This window comes from Alicyclobacillus fodiniaquatilis (genome assembly GCF_042678105.1).
Classification (GTDB): Bacteria; Bacillota; Bacilli; order Alicyclobacillales; family Alicyclobacillaceae; genus Alicyclobacillus; species Alicyclobacillus fodiniaquatilis.
The window spans coordinates 1-23,973 of sequence record NZ_JBHUCX010000009.1 but is presented as its reverse complement, the minus strand read 5'-3'; the positions used below and the strand labels follow the sequence as shown (position 1 = coordinate 23,973).

22 protein-coding genes and 1 riboswitch are annotated in these 23,973 nt (G+C 52.7%); of the genes, 2 read left to right on the top strand and 20 right to left on the bottom strand.

The window, feature by feature from the left end:
• Positions 1–37 precede the first annotated feature (37 nt).
• The 12 genes from purB to ACFSB2_RS02830 all read right to left on the bottom strand — a co-directional run bounded on the left by purB (position 38) and on the right by ACFSB2_RS02830 (position 15,192).
• A complete protein-coding gene (gene purB / locus ACFSB2_RS02885) occupies positions 38–1,333 on the bottom strand; it encodes an adenylosuccinate lyase (protein WP_377941129.1) in 1,296 nt (431 codons plus the stop codon).
• 192 nt (positions 1,334–1,525) lie between these two features.
• Entirely contained in the window at positions 1,526–2,902 is a 1,377-nt protein-coding gene (locus ACFSB2_RS02880) for an NCS2 family permease (protein ID WP_377941142.1), read from the bottom strand.
• Between the two features lie 92 nt (positions 2,903–2,994).
• Positions 2,995–4,533 carry a glutamine-hydrolyzing GMP synthase gene (gene guaA, locus ACFSB2_RS02875; RefSeq protein ID WP_377941128.1) on the bottom strand — a complete coding sequence of 513 codons (1,539 nt, stop codon included), beginning with the start codon at positions 4,531–4,533 and terminating at the stop codon, positions 2,995–2,997.
• 183 nt (positions 4,534–4,716) lie between these two features.
• A riboswitch (purine riboswitch) is annotated at positions 4,717–4,818 on the bottom strand.
• Between the two features lie 2 nt (positions 4,819–4,820).
• Positions 4,821–7,079, bottom strand: a complete 2,259-nt coding sequence (locus ACFSB2_RS02870) for a transglutaminase TgpA family protein (RefSeq protein ID WP_377941126.1) — start codon at positions 7,077–7,079, stop codon at positions 4,821–4,823.
• Positions 7,057–8,295 (bottom strand): DUF58 domain-containing protein, encoded by a 1,239-nt coding sequence (locus ACFSB2_RS02865; RefSeq protein ID WP_377941141.1) that lies wholly within the window; start codon positions 8,293–8,295, stop codon positions 7,057–7,059. Before ACFSB2_RS02865 ends, ACFSB2_RS02870 begins: the two co-directional genes overlap by 23 nt.
• On the bottom strand, positions 8,295–9,320 hold the full coding sequence (locus ACFSB2_RS02860) for an AAA family ATPase (RefSeq protein ID WP_377941125.1): 1,026 nt from the start codon (positions 9,318–9,320) through the stop codon (positions 8,295–8,297). The genes ACFSB2_RS02865 and ACFSB2_RS02860 overlap by 1 nt, the downstream gene beginning before the upstream one ends.
• A gap of 439 nt (positions 9,321–9,759) precedes the next feature.
• Positions 9,760–10,095, bottom strand: a complete 336-nt coding sequence (locus ACFSB2_RS02855) for a L,D-transpeptidase (protein ID WP_377941124.1) — start codon at positions 10,093–10,095, stop codon at positions 9,760–9,762.
• A gap of 461 nt (positions 10,096–10,556) precedes the next feature.
• On the bottom strand, positions 10,557–12,191 hold the full coding sequence (groL, locus tag ACFSB2_RS02850) for a chaperonin GroEL (RefSeq protein WP_377941122.1): 1,635 nt from the start codon (positions 12,189–12,191) through the stop codon (positions 10,557–10,559).
• Positions 12,192–12,234: 43 nt separating this feature from the next.
• Positions 12,235–12,519: a co-chaperone GroES gene (groES, locus tag ACFSB2_RS02845; protein WP_377941121.1), complete on the bottom strand. Its 285-nt coding sequence runs from the start codon at positions 12,517–12,519 to the stop codon at positions 12,235–12,237.
• 148 nt (positions 12,520–12,667) lie between these two features.
• The gene (locus ACFSB2_RS02840; RefSeq protein WP_377941120.1) at positions 12,668–13,669 is read right to left on the bottom strand and encodes a molybdopterin-binding protein; all 1,002 of its coding nucleotides are present in this window, start codon (positions 13,667–13,669) and stop codon (positions 12,668–12,670) included.
• 25 nt (positions 13,670–13,694) lie between these two features.
• On the bottom strand, positions 13,695–14,291 hold the full coding sequence (locus tag ACFSB2_RS02835; protein ID WP_377941119.1) for a 5-formyltetrahydrofolate cyclo-ligase: 597 nt from the start codon (positions 14,289–14,291) through the stop codon (positions 13,695–13,697).
• The gene (locus tag ACFSB2_RS02830) at positions 14,281–15,192 is read right to left on the bottom strand and encodes a phosphatase PAP2 family protein (RefSeq protein WP_377941118.1); all 912 of its coding nucleotides are present in this window, start codon (positions 15,190–15,192) and stop codon (positions 14,281–14,283) included. The genes ACFSB2_RS02835 and ACFSB2_RS02830 overlap by 11 nt, the downstream gene beginning before the upstream one ends.
• Positions 15,193–15,346: 154 nt before the next feature.
• On the opposite strand from ACFSB2_RS02830, the gene ACFSB2_RS02825 reads away from it, so the two are divergent.
• A complete protein-coding gene (locus tag ACFSB2_RS02825; RefSeq protein ID WP_377941117.1) occupies positions 15,347–17,341 on the top strand; it encodes an ABC-F family ATP-binding cassette domain-containing protein in 1,995 nt (664 codons plus the stop codon).
• Between the two features lie 178 nt (positions 17,342–17,519).
• Here ACFSB2_RS02825 and tsaD read toward each other — a convergent pair whose 3' ends face one another.
• From tsaD to thiL, 5 genes are all read right to left on the bottom strand, one after another.
• Positions 17,520–18,566 (bottom strand): tRNA (adenosine(37)-N6)-threonylcarbamoyltransferase complex transferase subunit TsaD, encoded by a 1,047-nt coding sequence (gene tsaD / locus ACFSB2_RS02820; RefSeq protein ID WP_377941116.1) that lies wholly within the window; start codon positions 18,564–18,566, stop codon positions 17,520–17,522.
• Positions 18,563–19,057, bottom strand: a complete 495-nt coding sequence (gene rimI / locus ACFSB2_RS02815; RefSeq protein ID WP_377941114.1) for a ribosomal protein S18-alanine N-acetyltransferase — start codon at positions 19,055–19,057, stop codon at positions 18,563–18,565. The genes tsaD and rimI overlap by 4 nt, the downstream gene beginning before the upstream one ends.
• Positions 19,054–19,797 (bottom strand): tRNA (adenosine(37)-N6)-threonylcarbamoyltransferase complex dimerization subunit type 1 TsaB, encoded by a 744-nt coding sequence (tsaB, locus tag ACFSB2_RS02810; protein ID WP_377941113.1) that lies wholly within the window; start codon positions 19,795–19,797, stop codon positions 19,054–19,056. Before tsaB ends, rimI begins: the two co-directional genes overlap by 4 nt.
• Positions 19,788–20,291, bottom strand: coding sequence for a tRNA (adenosine(37)-N6)-threonylcarbamoyltransferase complex ATPase subunit type 1 TsaE (gene tsaE, locus ACFSB2_RS02805; RefSeq protein WP_377941112.1), 504 nt, complete (start codon positions 20,289–20,291; stop codon positions 19,788–19,790). Before tsaE ends, tsaB begins: the two co-directional genes overlap by 10 nt.
• Positions 20,292–20,386: 95 nt before the next feature.
• Entirely contained in the window at positions 20,387–21,385 is a 999-nt protein-coding gene (thiL, locus tag ACFSB2_RS02800) for a thiamine-phosphate kinase (protein ID WP_377941111.1), read from the bottom strand.
• Between the two features lie 149 nt (positions 21,386–21,534).
• Here thiL and ACFSB2_RS02795 point away from each other — a divergent pair, with 149 nt between their 5' ends.
• The gene (locus ACFSB2_RS02795) at positions 21,535–22,146 is read left to right on the top strand and encodes a DedA family protein (RefSeq protein ID WP_377941109.1); all 612 of its coding nucleotides are present in this window, start codon (positions 21,535–21,537) and stop codon (positions 22,144–22,146) included.
• A gap of 91 nt (positions 22,147–22,237) precedes the next feature.
• Here the strand turns inward: ACFSB2_RS02795 and ACFSB2_RS02790 are convergent, their stop codons facing one another.
• The 3 genes from ACFSB2_RS02790 to ACFSB2_RS02780 all read right to left on the bottom strand — a co-directional run bounded on the left by ACFSB2_RS02790 (position 22,238) and on the right by ACFSB2_RS02780 (position 23,692).
• On the bottom strand, positions 22,238–22,456 hold the full coding sequence (locus tag ACFSB2_RS02790; RefSeq protein ID WP_377941106.1) for a DUF2922 domain-containing protein: 219 nt from the start codon (positions 22,454–22,456) through the stop codon (positions 22,238–22,240).
• A gap of 46 nt (positions 22,457–22,502) precedes the next feature.
• Entirely contained in the window at positions 22,503–22,739 is a 237-nt protein-coding gene (locus ACFSB2_RS02785; protein WP_377941105.1) for a DUF1659 domain-containing protein, read from the bottom strand.
• Between the two features lie 413 nt (positions 22,740–23,152).
• Positions 23,153–23,692, bottom strand: a complete 540-nt coding sequence (locus tag ACFSB2_RS02780) for a hypothetical protein (protein WP_377941103.1) — start codon at positions 23,690–23,692, stop codon at positions 23,153–23,155.
• Between the last annotated feature and the right edge of the window lie 281 nt (positions 23,693–23,973).

Below are 23,973 nucleotides of genomic sequence, written 5' to 3'. Positions count from 1 at the left end.
AAAAAGCTGGTATATGGCCGCAGCCAACAGCGACGTGTTACTGAAAGCCAAGGCGTTGAAAAATGGTGTCCACGTGCGTCGTGTGCCAACTGGGATCAAAACAAGCGTCGATTTGCTCGTCGGTCAAATGAGCCGTCACACGCTCGGACGCCTTGACAAGCGCTTTAAACGATTTCGACTCTTCCCATGCTTGCATCGCCAACGGCTGTACAGTGTCGTACGCAGTTTCGCGGGCGAGTCCGGCGTTGATAAGCTCTGTCAAAACGCGTTGCGAAAAGACGAGTCCATGTGTGCGCTCCATGTTGCGGCGCATGTTTTCGGGATACACATGCAAATCTGTGAGAATGCGATTCATCCGACTGAGCAGATAATCGACCAGGATGGTGGCGTCCGGGAAAATCACCCGTTCCACCGAGGAGTGGCTGATGTCGCGCTCATGCCACAATGGCACATCTTCGAGCGCAGGCACCACATAGCCGCGCAACACGCGGGCGAGTCCAGAGATTTGTTCACAGGAGACTGGATTGCGTTTGTGCGGCATTGCCGACGAGCCCTTTTGTCCTTTGTAGAACGGCTCTTCCACTTCACGCACTTCCGATTTTTGCAGGCTGCGGATTTCCGTCGCCACTTTGTCCAGCGTCGTGCCAATCAAAGCAAGCGTGAACATGAACTCCGCGTGTCTGTCGCGTTGCAATGTCTGTGTGCTGATGGGCGCCGCTTTCAGACCAAGCCGCGTGCACACCGCTTCTTCAATCCGCGGATCCACGTTCGCGTACGTGCCCACCGCGCCGGAGATCTTGCCGTAGCGCATCCGTTCACATGCCGCGTCAAACCGTTCGAGATCCCGTTCGATCTCGGCGTACCACAGCGCCGCCTTCAGGCCGAACGTGGTGGGTTCCGCGTGCACGCCGTGCGTGCGGCCCATCATGATGGTGTATTTGTGCGTTTGCGCCAGTTTCTTCACCGTCGCAAGCAACGTCTCCAAATCGGCGCGAATCAGCGCCATCGGCTCCAACAACTGCGCGCACAGCGCTGTGTCGACCACATCGGTCGAAGTCAAACCATAGTGTACCCACTTTTTCTCATCGCCAAGGGATTCCGAAACCGCGCGCGTAAATGCGACAACGTCATGACGTGTCTCGCGCTCGATCTCCAACACTCTATCTACATCAAACGATGCCTTTGCCCGAATCCGTTGGGCGTCTTCCGCCGGGATGACACCCAGGTCGGCCCAAGCCTCGACAGATAAAATCTCAACTTCCAACCACCATTTCATTCGTTCTTCAAGGGTCCACAAGCGCGCCATTTCTGGTCGACTATAACGCTCTATCAAGCCAACGCCCTCCTTGTATTCATGAACGCTGCATCACGTTCATGCTGTCTCTATGTCTCCATGTTAACACGAATCCAGCCAAATCCGAACATTAAACATAAAATGCCACCAAACGTTCGGATATAAGGACATGAATTGTGGAAAAAGAAGGCGTTCTGCGCAATCCGCACGCAAAACGCCAACTCTGAAACATCAACTCACATAGAACACATACCGCCAAATCGCCAAGATCACGATGATGTACATCAACCAGTGAATCTTCGTGTGCGGGCGACGGAATACCATCAAAATCAGATTGATGATGACAAATGCTGCAAAGCCTACGGCGATACCATTGCTGATGCTGTAGGTCAACGGCATTGCGATGACAGTCAAAAAGGCAGGCAAGGCAATGCCAATGTCGTCCCACTCGATATTTTTGACTGCGCTCATCATCAGCACACCCACAATGATCAGCGCAGGCGCCGTTGCCTGATCAGGAATGATCATCGCAATCGGCGACAAAATCAACGCGACGAAAAACAGGATACCCGTGGTGACCGCGGTCAGGCCAGTGCGTCCGCCTGCGGCCACACCTGATCCGCTCTCGACGAACGCGGTGACGGTGCTTGTCCCTAACAGGGCCCCGATGCTGACACCAAACGCGTCGACTAGCATCGCGCGACCAAGTCGTCTGTATCCCTTGTCACCTTCAAGCAAACCTGCCTTACTGGCTGTGCCCACAAGTGTGCCAAACGTGTCAAACATCTCGACAAACGTAAATGTGAACAACGCGCTGACGAGACCATAGTGCCAAATGCCACTTAAGCTTAACGCGCCGACCTCCAAGTGGCCGAAATCCGGAAGAAACGACGTATGTCGCAACCCGGACAATTGCGTAACCCCCATCGGAATCCCTATCAAAGTCGTCAAAATGATGCCGATGATCATCGCGCCCGGCACGCGAAGTGCCATCAAGACGCCAATCAGAAGAATGCCGATGATGGTCAACACTGTGCCCATGTCGTGCAGAGAGCCAAGGTTCGGCTGCCAGCTGTAGTTGTCGATGATGCCGCCTGGCTTGTAGGTCGCATTTGTTGCGCCAGTGAATGACATGGAAATGAGATCGCCATCTTTGAAGCCAATCATGGTGATGAACAGGCCGATCCCGACCGTAATGGCGGCTTTTAATGAATCCGGCACAGCGATGACAAGCAACTGCCGAATTTTGGTGATGGTCAGAATGATAAAGACGATACCAGAGATAAAGACGGCCCCGAGTGCGTCCTGCCAAGGCATGTGCCCTGGACCATGGCCGTTTTGCGCCGCAATGACGGCAAAATAGGCGTTTAAGCCCATGCCTGGCGCGAGCGCTATTGGATAATTCACGAATAGGCCCATTAACAGTGTGACGATACCTGCGGCCACACAAGTCGCAAAAAAGACCGCGCTTTGATTCATCCCCGTGCCGGCCAAAATGCTCGGATTGAGGAAGATAATATAAGCCATGGCCATGAATGTCGTCAAACCGGCGACAATTTCCCTGCCAATGGTCGTATTGTTCGCACGCAACCGGAAGAAGCGCCCGATTGCCCCCTTTTCCTGTATTTCACCCTTTATCTGCGTAGACAAAAATTTACCTCCCTGTAGGTGTAATCGCAGAAATCACGCTTCACCTTTTGTCATTCCCATTCAATCGTCGCAGGCGGCTTCGAGGTGATGTCGTAAACCACCCGGTTGATGCCATCAACCTCATTGACCACGCGTGTCGAGATGCGCGCCAGCACGTCGTATGGAACTCGGGCAAAGTCAGCCGTCATCCCCTCTTGCGAAACCACTGCCCGAATGGCCAAGGTGTGCGCGTATGTGCGCTCGTCCCCCATGACGCCGACGGTCTGATTGCTGGTGAGCACCGTGAAATACTGCCAAATTTCACGAGTGAGCTCGGCCTTTGCAATTTCATCGCGCAAGATATAATCAGACTCGCGGACAATTTGGAGCTTGTCCTCCGTAACTTCCCCAATGACACGGATTGCCAAACCTGGACCTGGGAACGGCTGTCGCCAAACCAGTTCACTCGGTAACCCTAGTTCTTCGCCCAAACGACGCACTTCATCTTTAAACAGCGCTTTGAGCGGCTCAATGATGGAAAAATTCACATCTTCCGGCAAACCGCCGACATTGTGATGCGACTTGATGGTCGCCGCCGTTTTCGTGCCGCTCTCGACGATGTCTGTATAAAGCGTTCCCTGTACGAGGAATTCAAATGGCCCCAGACGCTCGGATTCTGCTTCAAACACGCGAATGAACTCTTCACCAATGATTTTGCGCTTCTTTTCCGGTTCCGTGACACCAGCGAGCTTGCCGAGGAAACGACTCGAAGCATCGACGCGGTGAACATCGATGCCAAGCTGTCCACCCAGATTCTCCATGACCGCATCCGATTCACCTTTGCGGAGCAAGCCGTGATCGACAAATACAGCGGTCAATTGCGACCCAATCGCGCGATGCACCAACGCAGCGGCCACAGAGGAGTCAACGCCGCCGGAAAGTGCGACCAAGACGCGTTTTTCGCCGACTTGTGCGCGCAGTGCCGCAACCGACTCGTCAATCAGGTTTTGCATGGTCCAGTCGCCCTGACAACCACAGATAGCAAAAACGAAATTTTTTAATAAGTCCATACCATACGTACTGTGGTGTACTTCGGGGTGATACTGAACCGCATAGACTTGGCGCTGCGCACTGCTCATCGCGGCGATGGTGCCGCTCGCCGTCAGCGCGTCCAACGTAAAGTCATCGGGCACACTGGTCACGACATCACTGTGGCTCATCCATACAGGCTGCGAAATTGGCTGTTCGCGGAATAGGGGGGAAGCCGACGGTTGGACTGCCAAGTCTGCGCGTCCATACTCACGCACGGCGCCACGAGCAACCTGCGCCGCAAATGTTTTGGCAATCAACTGCATGCCGTAGCAGATGCCGAGAATCGGAACACCCAATGTGAAAATTTCTGGGTCTACATCTGGCGCTCCTTCGGCAAAGACACTTTTCGGCCCACCGGAGAAAATGATGCCTTTCAACCGCTTGCCTCGCAATTCCGCAGCTTTTACGTCGTACGGCAACAATTCCGAAAAGACGTTCAGCTCACGGATGCGGCGGGCAATCAATTGATTGTATTGGCCGCCAAAATCAAGGACGACAACAACTTCATGGTCAGACATACAGGCACTCCCTTTATCTTGAGGTAGGTTCATTTGCGAATAAAAAAGAGCCAATCCTTCGTCGTCTGATCAGGTTTCCCTGACAAATGCCAGACTGATACGAAGGTCGGCTCCGAATAAAGCGAACGCAAAATGACGACGACAGTATGCACCCCGTCTTCGCGCAACACAACTTATCCGCAAATGGATCATAACCGACCTCGTAGTCAGGCGATTCACGGTCGCCCGGTAGAGACTGCCAAGCCATATCCTCAGCACTATACGAGTCTCCGAATTACGCAATCATTCTACTCATTCGAGTCTATGTCGTCAATTGCAGATTTGTGTCGAAACGAAAATCTGTAGAGTTGCCGTAGCCATTTCATGCTTGTGACCTGCATGACCTGTGCCGCTTGGCTTTGAAATGGCTCGGAACCGTACAAGACGCGCTCAGCCGTTTGCACCCAATCGCGAAACTCACCTTCCGCAAGCCCAGCGCGCGCGGCAAACGGCCAGAGTTCGCGCAATGTCACCGCTTGGCGCAACACGTTGCGCTTCTGCAAACGCAACATGAGCATCCGATATGTGCGCTGTAGCGCGCGCTCGGGATGTGTGCGCCATTGCCGCTCCAGACGGTAGAGCGCGATGCGGTGGCGCAGTACCCACGTCAGAATCAACAACAGTGAAATGAGTCCTGCTAGCCCCCATACAACCGCGCGAAGAACTGCGCTTACCTGCATACCGCCCCCCGTCCCCAAACTCGACACCGGTGGTGTCTTGACTGGCGTGGTGACAGGCGTTTTCGGCGGCACTGGTTTATTCGGCTGTACCGGGGGCGGCAATTGCGTCGTTCCCGGCGAATTGTGCGCATTTGCCTGTTCGTGAAACGGAATGGAAAAATTGGGCGTCGGATCAAACGGGATCCACCCGTATTCGGGAAAATAGACTTCCACCCACGCATGCGCATCGGCATTGGTTATCAAATAACGGTGATCTTTTGAGCCTTGATATCCGAGATCCTGCGTCCCATCCGCAAAACCCGTCACCCAGCGCGTAGGCACACCTAGAGTGCGCAACATGACCGCAAGGGCGGAAGAAAAGTTATTGCAGTAGCCGCTTTTGCTGTCGAACAAAAATTGATCTACGTAATCCTGGTGTCTGCCCGGCACCGGCACATCGGTCGTATCATAGGTGTAGTTATTTTTTAAGTACGTAACCAAGTCGCTTACCATGGTGTACTCACTGGCATTTTTATCATCGTGAATGATGTCGTCGGCAAGTTGCCCTACACGTTTTGGCAATTCAGAGGGCAATTGCAAATCATACTGCTTGACGGTCGCCGGAATTTCACCTTCCTCCTGCGCAAATGGCGTGCTGTCTTTGGCCAGCACCGTGTAAGGTGCGGTCAACTGTTCCGTTTGGACGACATAAGAACTGCCTGCTTTCAATCTTGGCGCATGAATATTCCCTTGGATGTCGTCCACCGGAATATTCATGTTGGACGGATAGATGTCCGGCAGTCCACTCACCTTTTTGACCGCGTAACCGCCAAGTAGGTCCGACGTATTGACTTCATCCGAGACGATCTCTATTTTTTCATTGAATGTCTGTGTCGGTAAGTTGTAAAACGCGTATTGTTGCATGTTTGTAAATGGTTGGTTCATTTGTTCGGCCATCATTTGGTCGCCTGTCAGTTTCGCGGAAACCCAGCCTTTGCCCGTGTAGGTGGACAACGTCTGCCCCCGCAAATACGTCGGGTGCGGACTGTATACATACATCACCAAATTATCATTCTCCACGAACGATCCGCCGAGTTTTGTATCATTCAATTGATACCCAACCATTTGGATACCCGCTCCAGTGTCATTTCCAGAACCCGCGCCCGGTGAGAACGGATTCGGCCACACAGGTTCCCTTTTTGGCAACACAGCAGCCACGCCAACGCCAACGAAAAGCAGCATACACAGTGGCAACAAAAACCGGATAGCCGGACGCGTTCCAGGCGGCACGAAGAGACGAATCCGCTCCAATTGATTCAGACCCAGCACAAAGATGCCAATGACAATAATCGTCACGATTGCCCCATTCGGATGCACATTCGTATTGCTGTCGATGGCCGCCAGCACGACAATGGCAAGCCCGTTATAGAAAAGCCACAGTCTGACCCTGTAACTTGAATAGGCCAAAAGCCAATAAACCCCGATGGTCACCCAGAGAAACAGAAACGTCTGCAGCGGATCTGCAGGTAAATGCAGGGTAAACAAGCCAACGAATTGATGAACGAGCAACGAGAGCGTTTGAATCACACCGGCCAAGGTCAGATGCTGCCCCGGCCGCCAAAAATAGAGAATATAGCCGAAGGAAGCGACAATCCCCCCACTCAGCTGCGCCCACCATCTCGGAAAGCATTGCGCGATGGCAAGCACCAAAAAGGGAAAAATGAAGGATGGAGCGCCTGATAACAAACCGAGACTTGCCATCGGGGTGAAAAACATATAGAGCCAAACCGCGCAAACGATTGCGTGAAATCCTCGGAGCGCAAACTCAGTGCGGTGAATTCGTGGCACCGATGACACCCCCTCGATACAAGAACGACAATTGATCTGATTTGCGAATGAGATGCACCTGCGCACCTGCGGATTGCAGTAACTTCACACCTTGCAAATCTGCATCCGTCAGACGAGCACCCGTGAATGGTACAAAATACTGGACTCCGCCCAGATGTGACAGCGCGGTCACCACTACAGCGACTTCTTTGTCCACGCGCGGCGAAACGATGACAAAGACTGTGCCCCGCGTTGATTCTGCGCCAAGCTGCCGCAAGATGGGCACCATATCTTGGCGACTGACGGGTTGCAACGCGGCAAGCGATTCCATGCAGCCATTTAAAAGGGCGACATCTGTGCCTGTCGGATAAACGACATGCGGACTGGTTGTCAAAGCCATCCCAAATTTGCGGTTGTTGTCATACGCATGACGCAATAAAGAAGCCGTGATGGTCATGGCGAGATCGAACTTTTCCGCACTTTGGTTGCCTTCTCCGTAAGAGAAAACCGTACTGTCCGGCACGAATTTAAACTCAGACGTCACATGCATTTCGAATTCCTTGGCCTGTAATTGTCCTGTTCTCGCGGTGACAGGCCAATGAATTCGATTCAATCTATCCCCTGGGACATAGGCCCGTACGCCAATCACATTGCTCGACTCTTCACTGCGACGGTGGGACGGCTGATGTTCTCCATATTCGTCAGGATGATGCCCAGTCCAACCACGAACAGGCGCAATGCGCGGATAAACGATGAGATGGTTTCCTTGACGAATGGCTTTTTGCACCCGTAACAATCCCAGCAAATCTCCAGTCTCCACAGTTGTTCCATTCAACTGGTACACACCGCGCGGCAAGTTTTTTACCGTATACGTGTAATCGATCCGGCTCTTCCACAGTGGGACATGGATGCGGTCCAGCCCTGTCGTTTGCAATATCCACCTTTGTGGCAATCCTTCGTGAATCCGTACCCAAAACATCGGCCAAATATTGCGGCGCCGCAATGAGACACGCACTGTCAGACTTTGCCCCGCCGCCAACCGCTGGGCAGACAGCTCTCGCTTCACCTGAATGCCGGATAACGAGACAAAAAGCGTCAGCCATTCATAGATTACCAGGACAATGCTGAAGTAAAACAAAAACCAAGCGAAAAAGCCCCCGGTCACTTCCCCAAACACGAATAGACCGCCGACCAATAAAATGGTCACGAGAGCCGCTGCAACAGCTCTCCAGCGCATCAATCCATCGCCCCCTGCAACGCTGGAACTGGCACCTTCGCCAGCAAGCGTTCAACAATCCCTTCCACATCTATCCCAGACAGACGCGCGTCCGCTGTCAGGAGCAAGCGATGCCCAAGGACAAATGGCGCCAAATACTGAACATCGTCAGGCACGACATACGTGCGATGCGCAATGAAAGCCAGCGCCTGCGCAGTGCGAAACAGCGCCAAACTCGCCCGTGGGCTCGCGCCCAAATAAATGTCTGGATGCGATCTCGTTCGCTGCACGATGTCCACTATATATTCCTTGATCTGATCAGCCACGTGCACCGCTCGCACGTGCTGCCTCCAGCGCAAGATTGTATCCGAGTTCACCGTCGGTTGAATCTCATCAATGGGATGCTGACGTTGCTGACCCGAGAGAATGTCCATTTCTTCTTCATGGGTCGGATAACCCATTTTAAACTTGAGCAGAAATCTATCTAACTGCGCCTCTGGCAACGGGAATGTGCCTTCAAACTCGATGGGATTCTCCGTCGCCAAGACAAAGAACGGTTGTGGCAGAACATGCGTTTCGCCATCGGCGGTCACACTCTGTTCCTCCAACGCCTGCAGCAACGCAGACTGGGTCTTTGGCGACGTGCGATTAATTTCATCAGCCAAGACAACTTGTCCGAAAATCGGCCCTTTGCGGAATTGAAAGGTTTGAGCTTGCTGATTATATATGGAGACTCCAGTCACATCAGACGGCAGTAAATCCGGTGTAAACTGGATTCGACGGAAATAGCATCCCAACGTCTTCGCAGTGGCCCGCACAAGCATCGTTTTGCCAACACCCGGTACATCTTCCAACAAGCAGTGCCCCCCTGCCAAAAGCGCTGTCAGCACAAGGCGAATGACATCATTCTTGCCGACAATCACTTTTTGGATGTTTCTAACTACAGGCTGAATTTCCGGGTGCCATGTATCAAACAAAATTTTCTGCGCTTTTTTTGTCACACTTTTTACCTCTATTCCGTCTAAGTTTACACGATAGACCGCCATGGTGATGCATCCCGACCAGTAGAATCATGAAAATGCTAGTCAATCGAAGCATCGCGGATGGCGCACACAAAAGTGTCGACTTTATTTACAGAGTAGACCGCCATGCGTGATGCGTCCCGCACCAGCCGAACCATGAAAATGCCAGTCAATCGGAGCATCGCGGATGGCGCACGCACAGGTATCGACTTTATTTACAGGGTAGAAGTCACCTAAGGGACATGCGATAAATCCTCTAGTCATTCAAAAGGAAGCAAAACACAGTAAAATCCAGAATTACTCCCCTATATATTCTCTAGTATTCTAACAAATAACTTGTACAATTGGCGATGGAGAGATGGTCAGAGAATGCCGCTTCATCTAGGAAATCATTCATCTATTTTGAAGTAAACCAACAAAATTCCACGCGTGTCACGCGCGCCAGAATCAGATGATTGGACTTTCAAGCGCGGATGGTGACGCGCGTTCCAATGTCAACTTTACTCGCTAAATCAAGCACGGCGTCATTTTGCATACGGATACAGCCATGCGACACTCTTTTGCCAATACTGCTCGGACGATTCGTGCCATGTATGCCATAATGCGGTCTGGATAGACCAAGCCAATATGCCCCAAAAGGGCCACCGGGATGCGCCTGACGATTCACAATTCGATACTCGCCAGTCGGCGTGGAAGAAAGTATTTTTCCAATCCCTACAGGATAACTGCGAACCACAGTATTTCCCTTCAGCAAATACAGTCTTCTCGCTGATAAATCGACGATGATTCGATACGGCATTCTTTCCAACTCCTCCACGTAACCATCACGCGCTCAGATCAGCTTACGCGAAAAAGTGGAAAGTGTACCGGGTGGATGGATGAACCGCTCTATACATTGTTTATGCTGTCAGAATGGATCATAGCATATGCTGAATGCCACAGCGATTGCCGTCTGTATCAATTCGTATTCAGAATGAGGTGTTCCATTCGTTTCACGTCTGTTCATTTGTGGTCAAACGAGGGGCGAGGATTGCATTGATAGTGTGCCGTCGGATGTTTATGATCACCCAGAATATCCGCTCCCACTGCTGGCAGTATCTCTTCGGCAGTAAGTCTCGTGACAGACACCTTGGTTTGACTCATTGCTGCTAGCTCGTCGTCCCTATCTTTCGCCATACAGACAACGCCCATGTCCATATACACAAAAGAACCCCCGCCGTAGCGAGGGTTCTCGTCGTTCAGGCAAAGCCTAAACCAAATTCACATCATGCCACCCATGCCGCCCATACCGCCCATGTCAGGCATTGCAGGTGCGGATTTTTCCTTTTCCGGTTTGTCGGCAATCGCAGCTTCCGTTGTGAGGAATGCTGCAGCTACGCTTGCTGCGTGTTGCAGTGCAGAACGCGTAACCTTAGCTGGGTCAACGATGCCAGCCTTGAGCATATCGGTCCAATCGCCCGTTGCTGCGTTGTAGCCAAAGCCAATGGCTTCTTTCTTCAACCGCTCAACGATGATGGAACCTTCAACCCCGGCATTCTCAGCAATTTGGCGGACTGGCGCTTCAAGTGCCTTGCGGACCAAGTTCACACCTGTCAATTCGTCGCCTTCTACACTGACGCTGTCGAGCGACTTGATGACGTTGATGAGCGCCGTACCGCCGCCTGCGACGATACCTTCTTCAACCGCAGCGCGGGTGGAGTTGAGCGCGTCTTCAATGCGCAGCTTCTTCTCTTTGAGCTCGGTTTCCGTTGCAGCGCCAACCTTGATGACAGCTACACCGCCGGACAATTTTGCCAGGCGTTCTTGCAACTTCTCGCGATCGAAGTCCGAAGTGGTTTCTTCGATTTGGTTTTTGATTTGGCTGATTCGAGCGCCAATTTCGCTCTTCTCGCCACTGCCATCCACAACGATGGTGTTTTCTTTGCTGACGCGAACCTGACGAGCGCGACCAAGTTGTTCAATGTTTGTGTTCTTCAGTTCCAAGCCGAGCTCTTCACTGATAACTTGACCACCGGTCAATGCAGCGATGTCTTGCAACATTGCCTTGCGGCGATCCCCAAAGCCAGGCGCTTTGACAGCGACAGCATTGAATGTACCGCGGATTTTGTTGACAACCAACGTCGCCAATGCTTCGCCTTCAACGTCTTCGGCGATGAGCAAGAGCGGACGGCCGGATTGCACAACGCGTTCCAGTACCGGCAGGATCTCTTGGATGTTGCCAATCTTCTTATCGGTGATGAGAATGTACGGTTCGTCCAATACAGCTTCCATCTTGTCCGTGTCTGTAACCATGTACGCGGAGAGATAGCCGCGGTCGAATTGCATACCTTCAACGACTTCCAACTCCGTCGTGAAGCCTTTTGACTCTTCAACCGTGATGACGCCCTCGTTGCCAACCTTCTCCATCGCATCAGCAATCAATGCGCCAATTTCTTCTGCGCCTGCAGAGATGGCAGCAACCTGCGCGATGTTGTCACGGCCTTCAACTGGCTTCGAAATCGCTCCGATTTCAGCGACTGCAGCTGTTACAGCCTTTTCGATACCGCGGCGCAGGACCATTGGGTTTGCACCAGCAGCGACGTTTTTCAAACCTTCGCGAATCATCGCTTGTGCGAGCACGGTTGCAGTTGTTGTACCATCACCAGCGACGTCGTTGGTTTTGGTTGCAACTTCCTTAACGAGTTGAGCGCCCATGTTCTCATAAGCGTCTTCAAGTTCGATTTCTTTCGCAATGGTCACGCCGTCATTGGTGATGAGCGGAGAGCCAAATTTCTTTTCGAGCACGACGTTGCGGCCTTTAGGCCCCAAAGTCACTTTGACCGCATCGGCCAACGCATCCACACCGCGCAGCATTGCACGACGAGCATCTTCACTAAAGCGGATTTCCTTAGCCATCTTTTAGAACCTCCTTGACCATATGTAGTCGACTGTGGTCGACTTATTTTTCGACGATCGCCAAGATGTCGCTTTCACGCAAAATCAGGACTTCTTCGTTGTCCACTTTAATTTCTGTACCCGCATACTTGGAGTAAATGACGCGATCCCCGACTTTGACGTCGAGTGCGATGCGTTTCCCGTCCTCTACGCGGCCTGGACCAGCTGCGAGGATTTCTCCCTCCTGCGGCTTTTCCTTCGCATTGTCCGGAAGAAAAATGCCGCTAGCGGTTTTTTCCTCACGTTCAATTGGACGTACCACAACGCGATCAGCAAGTGGCTTTAGCATGTGAATAACCTCCTCAAGTATCAGTCATTCTTTGTTAGCACTCACAAGCGTCGAGTGCTAACACCAAGAAATATAATAATAGCTCCAACTGTCCTTTGCAAGAAGTTGCCGCAAACTTTTATATGTATCGAGGTCTGCCGCAAACAAATCACTCGTACAGCCAGCCGCCAACCCCAAGCGCCGCAATATCCTTTTTTCTCACATGTACACCTGCGAGTATGCGAGGCAACAGTTTATCGAAAGACGTGACTGGATGTCGAAGCACAGCTCTGGGAAGACCAAAAATGGGCGTACGCTCACGATAAGCTAACATTAAAAGCGAACCGGGGTTGATGGGCGTGCCATGTGTGATCACATCGGTGGCTACCGCGCGGACAGCGCTTGGCGAACTGTCATCTGGGTCCCCCGACATCCCACCCGTAATACAAATTAAAGTGGCGCCCGCCTCACATGCCGCCAGAATCGCGCTTTCAATTTCAGCCTGTGTGTCGCCGACAAATGTATGCTCGTGCACCGCTAAATCAAATGCCTGGAATTTGTCCTTCAATACCGCCCCGAACTGATCCTCACTTCGGCCACTGCCAATATCTCCAGTTGCCGTAATCACGTGAATCTGTTGGGCGCGATACGGAAATACATCTATGATGCTACGCCCGCCATACGTCTCCTCGGCGATAAGCTGTACGGCGCGCACTGTGGTTTCATCAACGACGACAGGAATTGGCCGCACACTGCCCAACAACATCCCAGAGGAAACGTGGATGAAGGAACGACGTGTGGAAATGGAGACGTCATGGATACTGTTCATCGCAGCCACGCGACGCGAGTCGACCCAGAGCATGCCGTTGTGCCTGGCCTGGAAAAAGAGCTTTCCTTCGTTCACCTCTGACAGAAGAACCCCTTGTCCAGCCAACGCCTCTGCCATTTGCGAGGCAGCATCCTCTGCATGCAATTCACCTTTCTCTGGTTCAAACACAAGCAGATGCTGTTTGCCCATGGCGATGAATTCCGCAATATCCTTTTCCTCAATCACGTGCCCTTTGCGAAATTGGGGATCACTTTGTCCGTCATGTGCGATGCGTGTTAAATCGTGTGCTAATCGGAGGCCAATGGTTGCTTGTACAGGAACTTCACGACGCTTCAAACGCATCCCTCCATGCCAAAGACTTTCTAAATCACCTGGCGCAATCAATCACACCCTGCTCGGTCACTACATAGCAGAGCGGCACATCGTGCGCTGCAACAGGCAACACATCTCGAACTTGAACGTCAAACCCAACACCGATGGTCGTGATGCCCTCACTTGCCCGAGCCAGCCAACGGTCGTAATACCCGCCGCCGTATCCAAGCCGCCCCCCGCTACGCGTAAAGCCAAGTCCTGGCACCAACACCACATCCACCTGTGATGGATGCACAACTTGCGCTGAAGGCGCCGGGGCCAAAATGCCAAACGTGTCAGGCACCAACGTTGACCAATCCACCACCACGCGCATGACCATCTCGGTCTTTGACACCACCTGCGGCAGGACAACCTGCCACCCCATCGCCCGCAGTGAGTGAAAGAGCGCAGACACGTCGGCCTCGCCGCGCGTGGCTGCATATAAAGCGATCATCCGCGAAGAAGACTGATGCGCCAAGGTTCGCCGCTTGCAAAATTGTTCAATATGCCGACAAATTCGTGTTTGGGCGATATATCGATACGATTCTGCTAAACTTATCCTATCGTGTTTCAGGATCCGCCGCAAACGACTTTTCTCATCTTCAATGGACAAATGAATCCGGTTCCTCTCGTCGATAGAGATCTAGTTTGACGAACAGCCAAGGCGCAGCAAACGTGATCCACCAGCCAATCAGTAAATCGCGCAACAAGCGCCACGGCAATTCTGTAGCATGGGCCTTTAATACATATTGTAACCCAAGCACGCCGCCAATGCCGATGACTGCGGCACAAACGCGCTTCCACCAGCCTTTGTCAAAACTGCTTTTGACAAAGCGCATTTCAAAGAGCGCACCTGAGCCGCTCGCAAACAAAAATGTGGCGTATTCCGCGCCTGTGGGGTCATGATTCATATAAAACAAAATGGCTGGAAACAACACAGCAAAGACAAGCGCAAAGTGAAAAGGAACGCTTCGATAGCTCCACCAGCGTCCTACATTCCAGCCTGCGACGCCAAATACCAAGCCAAGCAGCCACCCAATGAGCACATCTACTGGCCAGTGTAAACCAAGATAAATCCTGGACAAGCTGATGCCAACAACCAGCAATGTGCCCAGCCATAGAACCCATGGTTTCTTCAGCCAGCGGCTCAGTGCGACAAAGAACGTGATGGTGCCCTGTGCATGCCCGCTTGGCATCGACAAGCCAGTGGCGGAACTGGTATAAACGGATCTGATACCAGGTACGCCCATGGGCCGCGCAATATGCAGCCCAGCCTTCAACCAGGCGTTAAAAAACATGCTGGTCATGAACACGTAAGCAAGGCGCAGCCCATAGCGGCGATTGATCGCCAAAAAAAGGATGGGCAAAACGAGCATGTAGCACGATTCTGTACCAAGATAGGACAACAAAATGGCGATTTTATCCAACCACGGATTGTGAAATGATTGTATCCAGATAATCAGTTCATATTGCCACCTAAAGCCATTTGGCAAGGGGAATTTGGGGGTTGCCATACTGCTGTCCTCCTACTGTGCAAATAAAGTCAATGCCTTGGTGCCGCGAGACGCCAAGGCATAAAAACAGGCATCGTGATCGCTCCACAGTCGATTCAGGAAGGCCTGTCTTCTACCCGGTTTGCTAGAGTGTATGAAACAAAGGGGAATTCATATGATTGTTTTGCAAGTCAGCCATGTAAAAAAGAGCTATGACACCGTTGACGTCCTCCACGACGCGTCGCTCATCGTGCGCGATGGGGACAAAGTCGGCCTGGTCGGCGGCAATGGGGCAGGAAAATCGACGCTGATTCAAATTGTCACAGGGGAAGAACATGCTGATGCAGGACAAGTCACGCGGCGTGAAGACGTGAGCATCGGTTATGTATCGCAATTTATCGATCCGCCCGCAAATGCGACCGTTTACGGGTTTGTCGCAGAGGCGCGCGCGCAACTGCAGGAGATGGAGCGCCAGTTGCGCGAATTTGAGCAGCAAATGGCCAAGCCCAGCGTCTATGAAGACCCAGCGCGCTTCGAACAAGTGAGTCGCGCGTATGACACACTGTCACGTCAATTCACGGACGCCGGTGGATACGCTTGGCAAACAGATATCCGCCGTGTTCTCGCTGGTCTTCGCTTTCCGGTCGACATGCACGAACGCCCGATCTCAGCTTTGAGCGGCGGCCAAAAAACCCGCCTGTCGCTGGCGCGTCTGCTGGCGTCACAGCCGACGTTGCTCGTCCTTGACGAGCCGACGAACTATTTGGATACAGATACGCTCACATGGCTTGAACAATTTTTGAAAGCGTACACGGGCAGCATTCTTGTGGTGTCGCATGATCGCTATTTTCTCGACGAAGTGACCAACCAGACCGTTGAGCTGGAGGCCGGGGTCACCACCAGTTATGTCGGCAACTATGCGCGCTACATCGAGCAAAAAATGGAGCAGCGGCTTCAGCGCGCCAAACAGTTTGCGCAACAACAAGAGGAAATTGCCAAACTGGAGACATTTATCGCGAAGAACATCGTGCGCGCCTCTACGACCAAACGCGCGCAAAGCCGCCGCAAGATGTTGGAGCGGATGGACCGCATAGAACAGCCTGGCGGCGACTTGCCCCAAGTGCTCCTGTCGTTTACCGCGGCGCGCCCCTCCGGTCGCGACGTGCTTTATGTCGACCAATTAAGCATCGGCTACGATGGACACACACTCGCCAAAGATGTCAGCTTTCGGCTCGAACGCGGCATGCGGTTGGCCATCCTTGGCCCAAACGGGATCGGCAAAAGTACCTTGCTCAAGACGATACTCGGCCAAAATGCCCCGCTTGGCGGCACGTTTACATTTGGCCAACATGTCCAAGTCGGCTACTACGATCAAGAGCAGTCAGATCTCGATATGTCGAAAACGGTGTTGTCCCATGTGTGGGACGAACATCCGGGAATGGACAGAACGACTGTGCGCAGCGCATTGGCTCAGTTCCTCTTCCGCAACACAGATGTGGATAAACCGATTGCCGGCTTGAGTGGCGGCGAACGCAGCCGTTTGAACCTCTGTCGGCTGATGCTCCAACGCGCGAACACGCTGTTCATGGACGAGCCGACCAATCACTTGGATATCCCCAGCAAAGAGGCCTTGGAGACGGCGCTGGTCGCCTACGACGGCACACTGCTGTTCATCTCGCACGACAGGTATTTTATCGACGCCATTGCCACGCACGTGGGTGTCTTGTCTGCGGATGGCCTGACGATGTACATCGGGAACTACAGCGATTATCGAGAAAAGTTGGCGGAAAATGAGCGGCTTGCGCAAATTGAAGCGGAGGAGGCCGCGCATCAGGGAAAATCACATGTGGAGAAACAAACGCGCACGGGCGATGAAGAAGCGCTCGCGGCAAGCACAAACGCGCGGCGACGCATTCGCTCCTCTGACGTGCGCAAGGCAGAGGAAACTGTCGCGCGCTGGGAAAATATCGTTGGCGAATGCGAGCACAGGCTTGCGCAAATCGCAGAAGCATTAAGCGAGGCGGCGCAAGCACAGGATGTGGAACAAATCTATACGCTGGAAGCAGAGCGGGAAACGGTGGAGAAACAACACCAAGAGGCGTTGGACGCATGGGAACAAGCGTCCCTTGCATATGAAGAAATCAGACAGCAAGCTGATTTGGAAGCGTAGCTGCCGACGCAAAGCACTGCAGCAATGTGCGCTCCATAAACTTGTACACAAAGATATCCACAGTATGCACAGACTTATCCACAAGCCGACTCGCTACCATTCGTGGCTTTTCGACAGTTTTCCACAAAATCCACACAACGTCAGCTGTGGATTTGTTCACAAGGTTGTGGATAAGTCGTCATGACAGATATATATCAGCCGTATGGCGCGGCCACGCTTGCCAAACCTCCAGCGGCAACTGTGCATAAGCGTTCAGATAAAGGTCGTCTTGGTGACCTTGGCAAAATCGATAATATCCAGCAGCGGCAATCATGGCTGCATTATCTGTGCAAAAGCGCAAAGGTGGAAAAACCACGTCAACCTGTTCGGCGACCGCGAACGATTCCATGGCCTGGCGCAGTCCCTGATTCGCAGCCACGCCGCCTGCCACCACTACTTGCCGCAAGCCAGTTGTCGCGATGGCGCGCCTTGTCTTCTCCAGCAAGACATCGATGACGGCAGCCTGAAAGCTGGCGCACACGTCTTCCGAAACAATTTCCTCGCGCCGATTGCGCTGTTTTGTCAGCGCGTTGTTGACCGCCGATTTCAAACCGCTGAAACTGAAATCAAACGTGTCTTCGTCTAGGAGCGCCCGAGGAAAATCATATGCGCTGGCGTTCCCAATCTGGGCCAACTTATCGACCTTTGGCCCCCCTGGATAGGCAAGCCCAAGCAATCTCGCGACTTTGTCGTACGCTTCCCCCGCTGCATCGTCTTTGGTCGCTCCCAGTTTCTCGAACTGAAACGACTTATCCACAGTCAACAATTCCGTATGACCGCCCGAAACGACCAAACACAAAACCGGCCAGGCGACGTCTGACTCAATGGCGGCAGCGGCCACATGCCCTGCGATATGATGGACGCCAATGAGCGGTTTGCCACTTGCCAAGGCGTACCCTTTAGCGGCAGACACCCCCACGAGAAGAGAGCCGAGCAAACCAGGTCCGCAAGTCACAGCAATGGCATCCACATCATCTAGAGACATCTGGGTATCCTTCATCACCTTGTCGACAACCTGCGTGATGGACGTGACATGGTGACGGGAAGCGACTTCCGGCACAACACCGCCAAACGCCGCATGAATCTCCATTTGGGTAGCCGTCACTTCGCCAAGCAGCGTCCGGCCATCTGCCACAAGCGCGGCGGAGGTCTCATCACAGCTGGTTTCAATGCCTAAGATAATCAAACTGTTTCTCCTTTTGCGGACGCCAGGTGCGGTAAATCGGCCCACATGATGATTGCGTCCTCTTTATTGTCTGTATAGTATCCTTTGCGCACACCGACGCGCTCAAAGCCGTACTTGCGATACAAGTTTTGGGCAATCGTGTTGGTCACGCGCACTTCAAGCGTCATCTTTCCCCCGCCGGCTGCAGCGCATAAGGACATCAACGCCTGCAACAACCGCTCACCCAGTTTGCGGCCGCGAAATGTTGGATCCACCGCGATGTTCGTAATATGCCCCTCGTCCATAATCAGCCACAGCCCGCCATAGCCGACGATTTCCCCCTCGTACTCGGCCACGATATAACGCGCCAGGCGATTCTCCACCAGTTCACCCAAAAACGCTTGGCGTGTCCAAGGCGCCGTAAACGAACGCTGTTCCACCCGCAACACCTGATCCAAATCTTGCAGCAACATTCTGCGGATAACCAGCTTCTCCCCATCCCATGTACTCAAGCCCGTCCGCCCCTCTCCAGTTCCTCTTGCAACTTTGCCTCTGCTTCGACGGGCAACGCGTATTCTGGCGCTACGTCATGCAGCCGCTCCCCCGTAAAAAACGGATAGCTCCCCGTGACCGTCAGACGCAACAACGCCTGCGGCAGTCCCCCAGACGCATAACGCCACTCAATGACATCTACCCCATCTGGCATGCCATCAAGCTGGCCCATTTGCGCCGCCGGGAAATCGTGAACACAGACAGGCGCCCGTCCCGCGATGACATTCGCCGGAATGGTCGCCAACCAGCTTGAGACCTCGCGAACTGTCGCATCTTCACGCGCAACCAACATCCCTTTATCAAGGCTAAACCAAGCGCCAAATGCCCGTTGGCGCCGCGCAAACAAGAGCACCAACACCCGGCGTGGCGCTGCAATGCAGGTATGCCCAGCCGCCAATGCAATCGCATCCAACGTGGGAATAGTCGTCAACGGGACACCGAGCGTGTGCGCCATCGCCTTTGCAGTCGCGACCCCCATCCGCACACCCGTATAGGAACCCGGCCCAATCCCCACACCAAGTTGCTGCAGATTGACGACCTCCTGCCCTGACGACTGCAGCGCAAATTGAAGCGTCGGCTGCAACAACCGCGAATGCCCCCGCAGCACACGCTGCACGACACCGGTATACAAGGTGCCATCCGTTGCGCCAATCCCCACACCAAGGGCATCCGTCGCCGTATCCATCACCATTACGCCCATGCAGCCTTCCACTCCTCAAGCCTTAAAGCGGCGTCGATCCCTTCACTCTGAATCGCAATGCAGCGTGTCTCTTGCAGCTCTGGTGCATCATATGAAAACTGCACCCACAAATAATTGTCCAGTTCCGCCATGACCCCCCTGGGCCATTCGATCAGCACGACTTGCTGGCCATCCAAATAATCATCAAACGCGATCTGTTCGAGTGCATGCGCTGTCAACGTCTGCCCATGCTCATCGGCATACAGCCGATACAGATCCATATGGACAAACGGCAGGCGGCCATCATACTCGGCAACCAGCGTAAACGTCGGGCTGGTCACCGCTTCTTTGACACCGAGCCCCGCGGCCACCCCTTGAGCAAAATGAGTCTTGCCGACGCCGAGATCGCCCGACAGCAAAATGATATCGCCGGGTTGGAGCAATTCGCCGAGCATCGTCCCCAACTGCTGTGTAGATGCTGCCGATGTTGTGTAAACTATCCAATCTTGTGCCATGAGTGACTCCTCGTTAAGCGGTCTGAAAAGAGAAGGGCCATTCGACTGCGCACTGCATCTTCAGCGCCAAACGAAGCCCATCCTACATTTCGAATCTATCGCGATCCCGCCCTAGACGCGCGCGCAAAATGATTGTATCCCTTTGGTTCAATGACTTCCAGGCGGCCATCCACATGTCGCATCACTACGCCATCCCCCGTCTCACAACGGCCAATTTGCGTGATTGGCACACGGAGCAATTGCGCATTCGCCAGCAAAACGGCAAATGTCCGCGCTGGAACCGCGCCCACCAATTCATAATCCTCGCCGCCGTATAAAGCGTAGCTGAGTGGGTCTGCTTGTCGACTGCGCGCTTGCTCCTTCACTTCCGGCTGCAGTGGAATACGGGCTGCTTCAATGACGCACCGCACCTGACTCTGCGCCGCAATTTCATTCAATTCACTGGCAAGCCCATCACTGATGTCATTGAGCGCATGAACCCCGACTTCCGCAAAGAACTGCCCAGCGCTGACCCTTGGTTCTGGCCGCTGGTGTTTGGCTACAAGCGCAGCCTGCCCTGTCGGTGAAATTGCGCTCTGCTGCATGAGCGTCTCCAGTCCGGCGCTCGAACCGCCAAGCCGACCAGTGACAAAGATGACATCGCCGGGCTGTGCGCCGCGGCGCGTAATGGGCTTGTCCGCTTCACCGATGACGGTGGTCGTGATGACCATCGGCCCTGTGGTGGACACCACGTCGCCCCCCACCACATGGCAGCCAAAGCGCGCGGTCACTTCTGCAAAGCCGTCATACAATTTGCCGAGCCGTTCTTCATTCCAATCGGATGAAATGGCGAGCGAAACCAAGGCGTACAACGGTTTGCCGCCCATCGCCGCAATGTCGCTCACGGAGACAGCAAGTGATTTGTAGCCGAGATTGTAATCGGTGATGGTCGATGGCAGAAAATGCACCCCTTCGACCATTGTATCTGTCGACATGATCAAGGGCTGCCCGCTCGTGCGCACAGCAGCGGCATCGTCGCCAATGCCAATCAAAACATCCGCGCCAGGCGCAGGCAATCGCTTGACAAGCGACGTGATCAAGCTAAATTCCTCCACAGGACTTCCTCCTCGTGGCTGCTATCCGTTCAACGGTATTTGTTTATGATACCAGCTTATCCCGATTGGCTGAAGCAAATCGACGGGAAACATGCATGTTCACACCACCCTGTCCATAGATATGTACAAGACAGATTTGGGGTGTGCGTATGGACCAACTGATGATGTGGTTGCAACAAATTTCAAACATCATTGTGGCACTCGGCTATCCCGGCGTGTTCGTGGCAATGGTTTTGGAGGGATTGGGCCTGCCATTTCCCGGTGATGCCTTTCTCGCCTTCTATGGATACGCCATTTCAGAGGGAGACATGAACGGCCTGGCCGTCCTGTCCATTGGGACATTGGGGTATCTCGCGGGTGTATCCATTATTTTTTGGCTCACTTGCCAATTTGGCAGCGTCATCTTAAAGCCATTCTATCGCCTGCACATTTTAAACGCCGGGCGAATGAACCACACCATCGAGTTGATGAATAAATATGGCGCATTGCTGCTGATTCCAGGGCGTTTCTTACCCGGCATTCGCTCGCTTAGCACCTATGCTGCAGCTTTTGGCAAACTGCCGTATAGCACTTTCACATTTTACACGCTTGTCAGCGCGATTTTCTGGTGCGGCATGTGGATTGGCCTCGGCTTCTGGTTTGGAGAAAATGTGCAAACCTTGCTGCAACATGTGCAATCGATACTGCTGTGGCTGACCGTGGGTGTATGTGCGGTAGCTGTACTATTTTGGCTGTACCGCCGCATGCAAACGAAGAATTGACCACCGCAACAAGTCAGATGCCATGGCCAGCAACACAAAAATAGCAAAAGCGATGAGAGACAAGTCCCTCATCGCTTTTGCCCTGTTGACGCTAGGATACCGTCGTCGTCTCTGTCTCCACCTGTTCTGCAGGCAGCGCACTGACGATGCGGCCTTGCGGGAAATTAAACACGTTCTTGCTGACAATGGTCTGTAACGCGTTGTTGACCGCCGTTGCATCCACCGGTTCTTTCGGATTGGAAATACTCAAACGCACATTCTTGTTTTGATCCGTCGCGAATGTCAGATGCAGCGCATACTTCGTTGTCATACAGCTTCCCTCCCCTCATGACACAATGTCGCAATGTTCACCTCGCTTACTGATTGCCAGACGAAGCGGCTGTGATGACCGTGGTGTCAACGCGGGCAATCTGAATGAGCGGCTCGGAAAACAGCGCCGCGATGGCTTGTCCGACAGCCAACAGATCATCGTCAGCAGCGTCCGTCACCACATTTGCAAAATTTTGCTTCTGCACTTTCGGTTCGCCGTTGGCCAACGTCCCGCTCTGCAATTGAATCTGCAGCACGCGACTAGCTGGTGTGGTCTGTGCCATTGTGCATCGCCTCCTCTCTCTTTTGCTGCGCGCACTAGGAGAAATGCCGCCAAGCCGACTTGAGGGGGACAAAGGGTCAACTTATTTAGATCTCTGCTGTTTTTCGTACCGTATGGCAAGATGAGAATTTCAGCGAGTTCTTTGCAGACAAAAAAAGGGCCGCTACAGTCTGTAGCGGCAATTGTGGAAAAGGGGGTCAAATTCGGACAAGCACCACTTCCTGTGCGGCACGTCCAACTTCTCTTGCATTGTAACCGCCAAAGATATAAATTCCCTTGAATTTAGCAGACATATTCAAAATCCCTATTGTTGATTCAAGTGACCGCGCTGACACAGGAGCAAACAACCGCTTTGTACGCTGCCAATTCAGAAAGCGTAAGTTAATGACCGATTAAGGCAGAGAGGCAGCGAACCTAACGGCTCCATTGTTGCGCTTGGAGGATAGAAACCGCTTCAGCATTTCGGGAAATTTGGAGACTATGACCGTCCAATCGATGATTGACTTGCAACATTTCTTTGCGCATACACTTGACATCAAACCGCATCTCGGCCATTTCATTTCTCAAATAGTGGATATCAGGTTGAGTCTGTGCTTTAAAATCTACCATCTCATCCTTTATGTCATTTTTGAAACTTTCCATTTCATCCTGTATGTCACTCTTGAAACCTTTCATTTCGTCCTTCATGTCACTCTTGAAACTTTCCATTTCGCCCTTCATGTCACTCTTGAAACTTTCCATTTCACCCTTCATGTCACTCTTGAAACTTTCCATTTCACCCTTCATGTCACTCTTGAAACTTTCCATTTCACCCTTCATATCACATCTGAAATTACCCATCTCATCTTTCATTTCGCTCTTAAAAGACTTCATTTCGCTGTGCAGATTGGAAACCATGCCTATCAACTGCGTCACCATCTGGTGGATTTGCTCCACTTTCACCTCGAGCTCCATCCCATCGCCCCCTATGTATGTCCTTACAAATAACATTACCCAAGGCGTTCTTCTGTGTCGATAACGGCCTGTAACAACCCACATACCAAACGTATACTTGTCGGTCATCAATATCCACGCTCCCACGACTGTCACATCTTCGCGCCTTGCATCGTCGTATGTTTGTAGACAAACAATGAGACCAGCTATCTAATGTCAAGCACTCTTTTGAGTTCTAAGAACCATGAAGGGAAGTGATTTTTAGGCGCATCTATATAAGCCTGTCAAAGACAGACGTGATT

Bases quoted from the DNA above. Each gene is read 5' to 3' on its own strand.
- groL (WP_377941122.1), bottom strand. From the start codon at position 12,191: ATGGCTAAGGAAATCCGCTTTAGTGAAGATGCTCGTCGTGCAATGCTG.
- tsaB (WP_377941113.1), bottom strand. From the start codon at position 19,797: ATGGGCGTAATGGTGATGGATACGGCGACGGATGCCCTTGGTGTGGGG.
- ACFSB2_RS02855 (WP_377941124.1), bottom strand. From the start codon at position 10,095: ATGCCGTATCGAATCATCGTCGATTTATCAGCGAGAAGACTGTATTTG.
- ACFSB2_RS02830 (WP_377941118.1), bottom strand. From the start codon at position 15,192: ATGGCAACCCCCAAATTCCCCTTGCCAAATGGCTTTAGGTGGCAATAT.
- guaA (WP_377941128.1), bottom strand. From the start codon at position 4,533: ATGTCTGACCATGAAGTTGTTGTCGTCCTTGATTTTGGCGGCCAATAC.
- ACFSB2_RS02865 (WP_377941141.1), bottom strand. From the start codon at position 8,295: ATGCGCTGGAGAGCTGTTGCAGCGGCTCTCGTGACCATTTTATTGGTC.
- ACFSB2_RS02825 (WP_377941117.1), top strand. From the start codon at position 15,347: ATGATTGTTTTGCAAGTCAGCCATGTAAAAAAGAGCTATGACACCGTT.
- tsaE (WP_377941112.1), bottom strand. From the start codon at position 20,291: ATGGCACAAGATTGGATAGTTTACACAACATCGGCAGCATCTACACAG.
- ACFSB2_RS02860 (WP_377941125.1), bottom strand. From the start codon at position 9,320: ATGGCGGTCTATCGTGTAAACTTAGACGGAATAGAGGTAAAAAGTGTG.
- groES (WP_377941121.1), bottom strand. From the start codon at position 12,519: ATGCTAAAGCCACTTGCTGATCGCGTTGTGGTACGTCCAATTGAACGT.
- ACFSB2_RS02790 (WP_377941106.1), bottom strand. From the start codon at position 22,456: ATGACAACGAAGTATGCGCTGCATCTGACATTCGCGACGGATCAAAAC.
- ACFSB2_RS02780 (WP_377941103.1), bottom strand. From the start codon at position 23,692: ATGGAGCTCGAGGTGAAAGTGGAGCAAATCCACCAGATGGTGACGCAG.
- ACFSB2_RS02840 (WP_377941120.1), bottom strand. From the start codon at position 13,669: ATGCGTTTGAAGCGTCGTGAAGTTCCTGTACAAGCAACCATTGGCCTC.
- ACFSB2_RS02795 (WP_377941109.1), top strand. From the start codon at position 21,535: ATGGACCAACTGATGATGTGGTTGCAACAAATTTCAAACATCATTGTG.
- ACFSB2_RS02785 (WP_377941105.1), bottom strand. From the start codon at position 22,739: ATGGCACAGACCACACCAGCTAGTCGCGTGCTGCAGATTCAATTGCAG.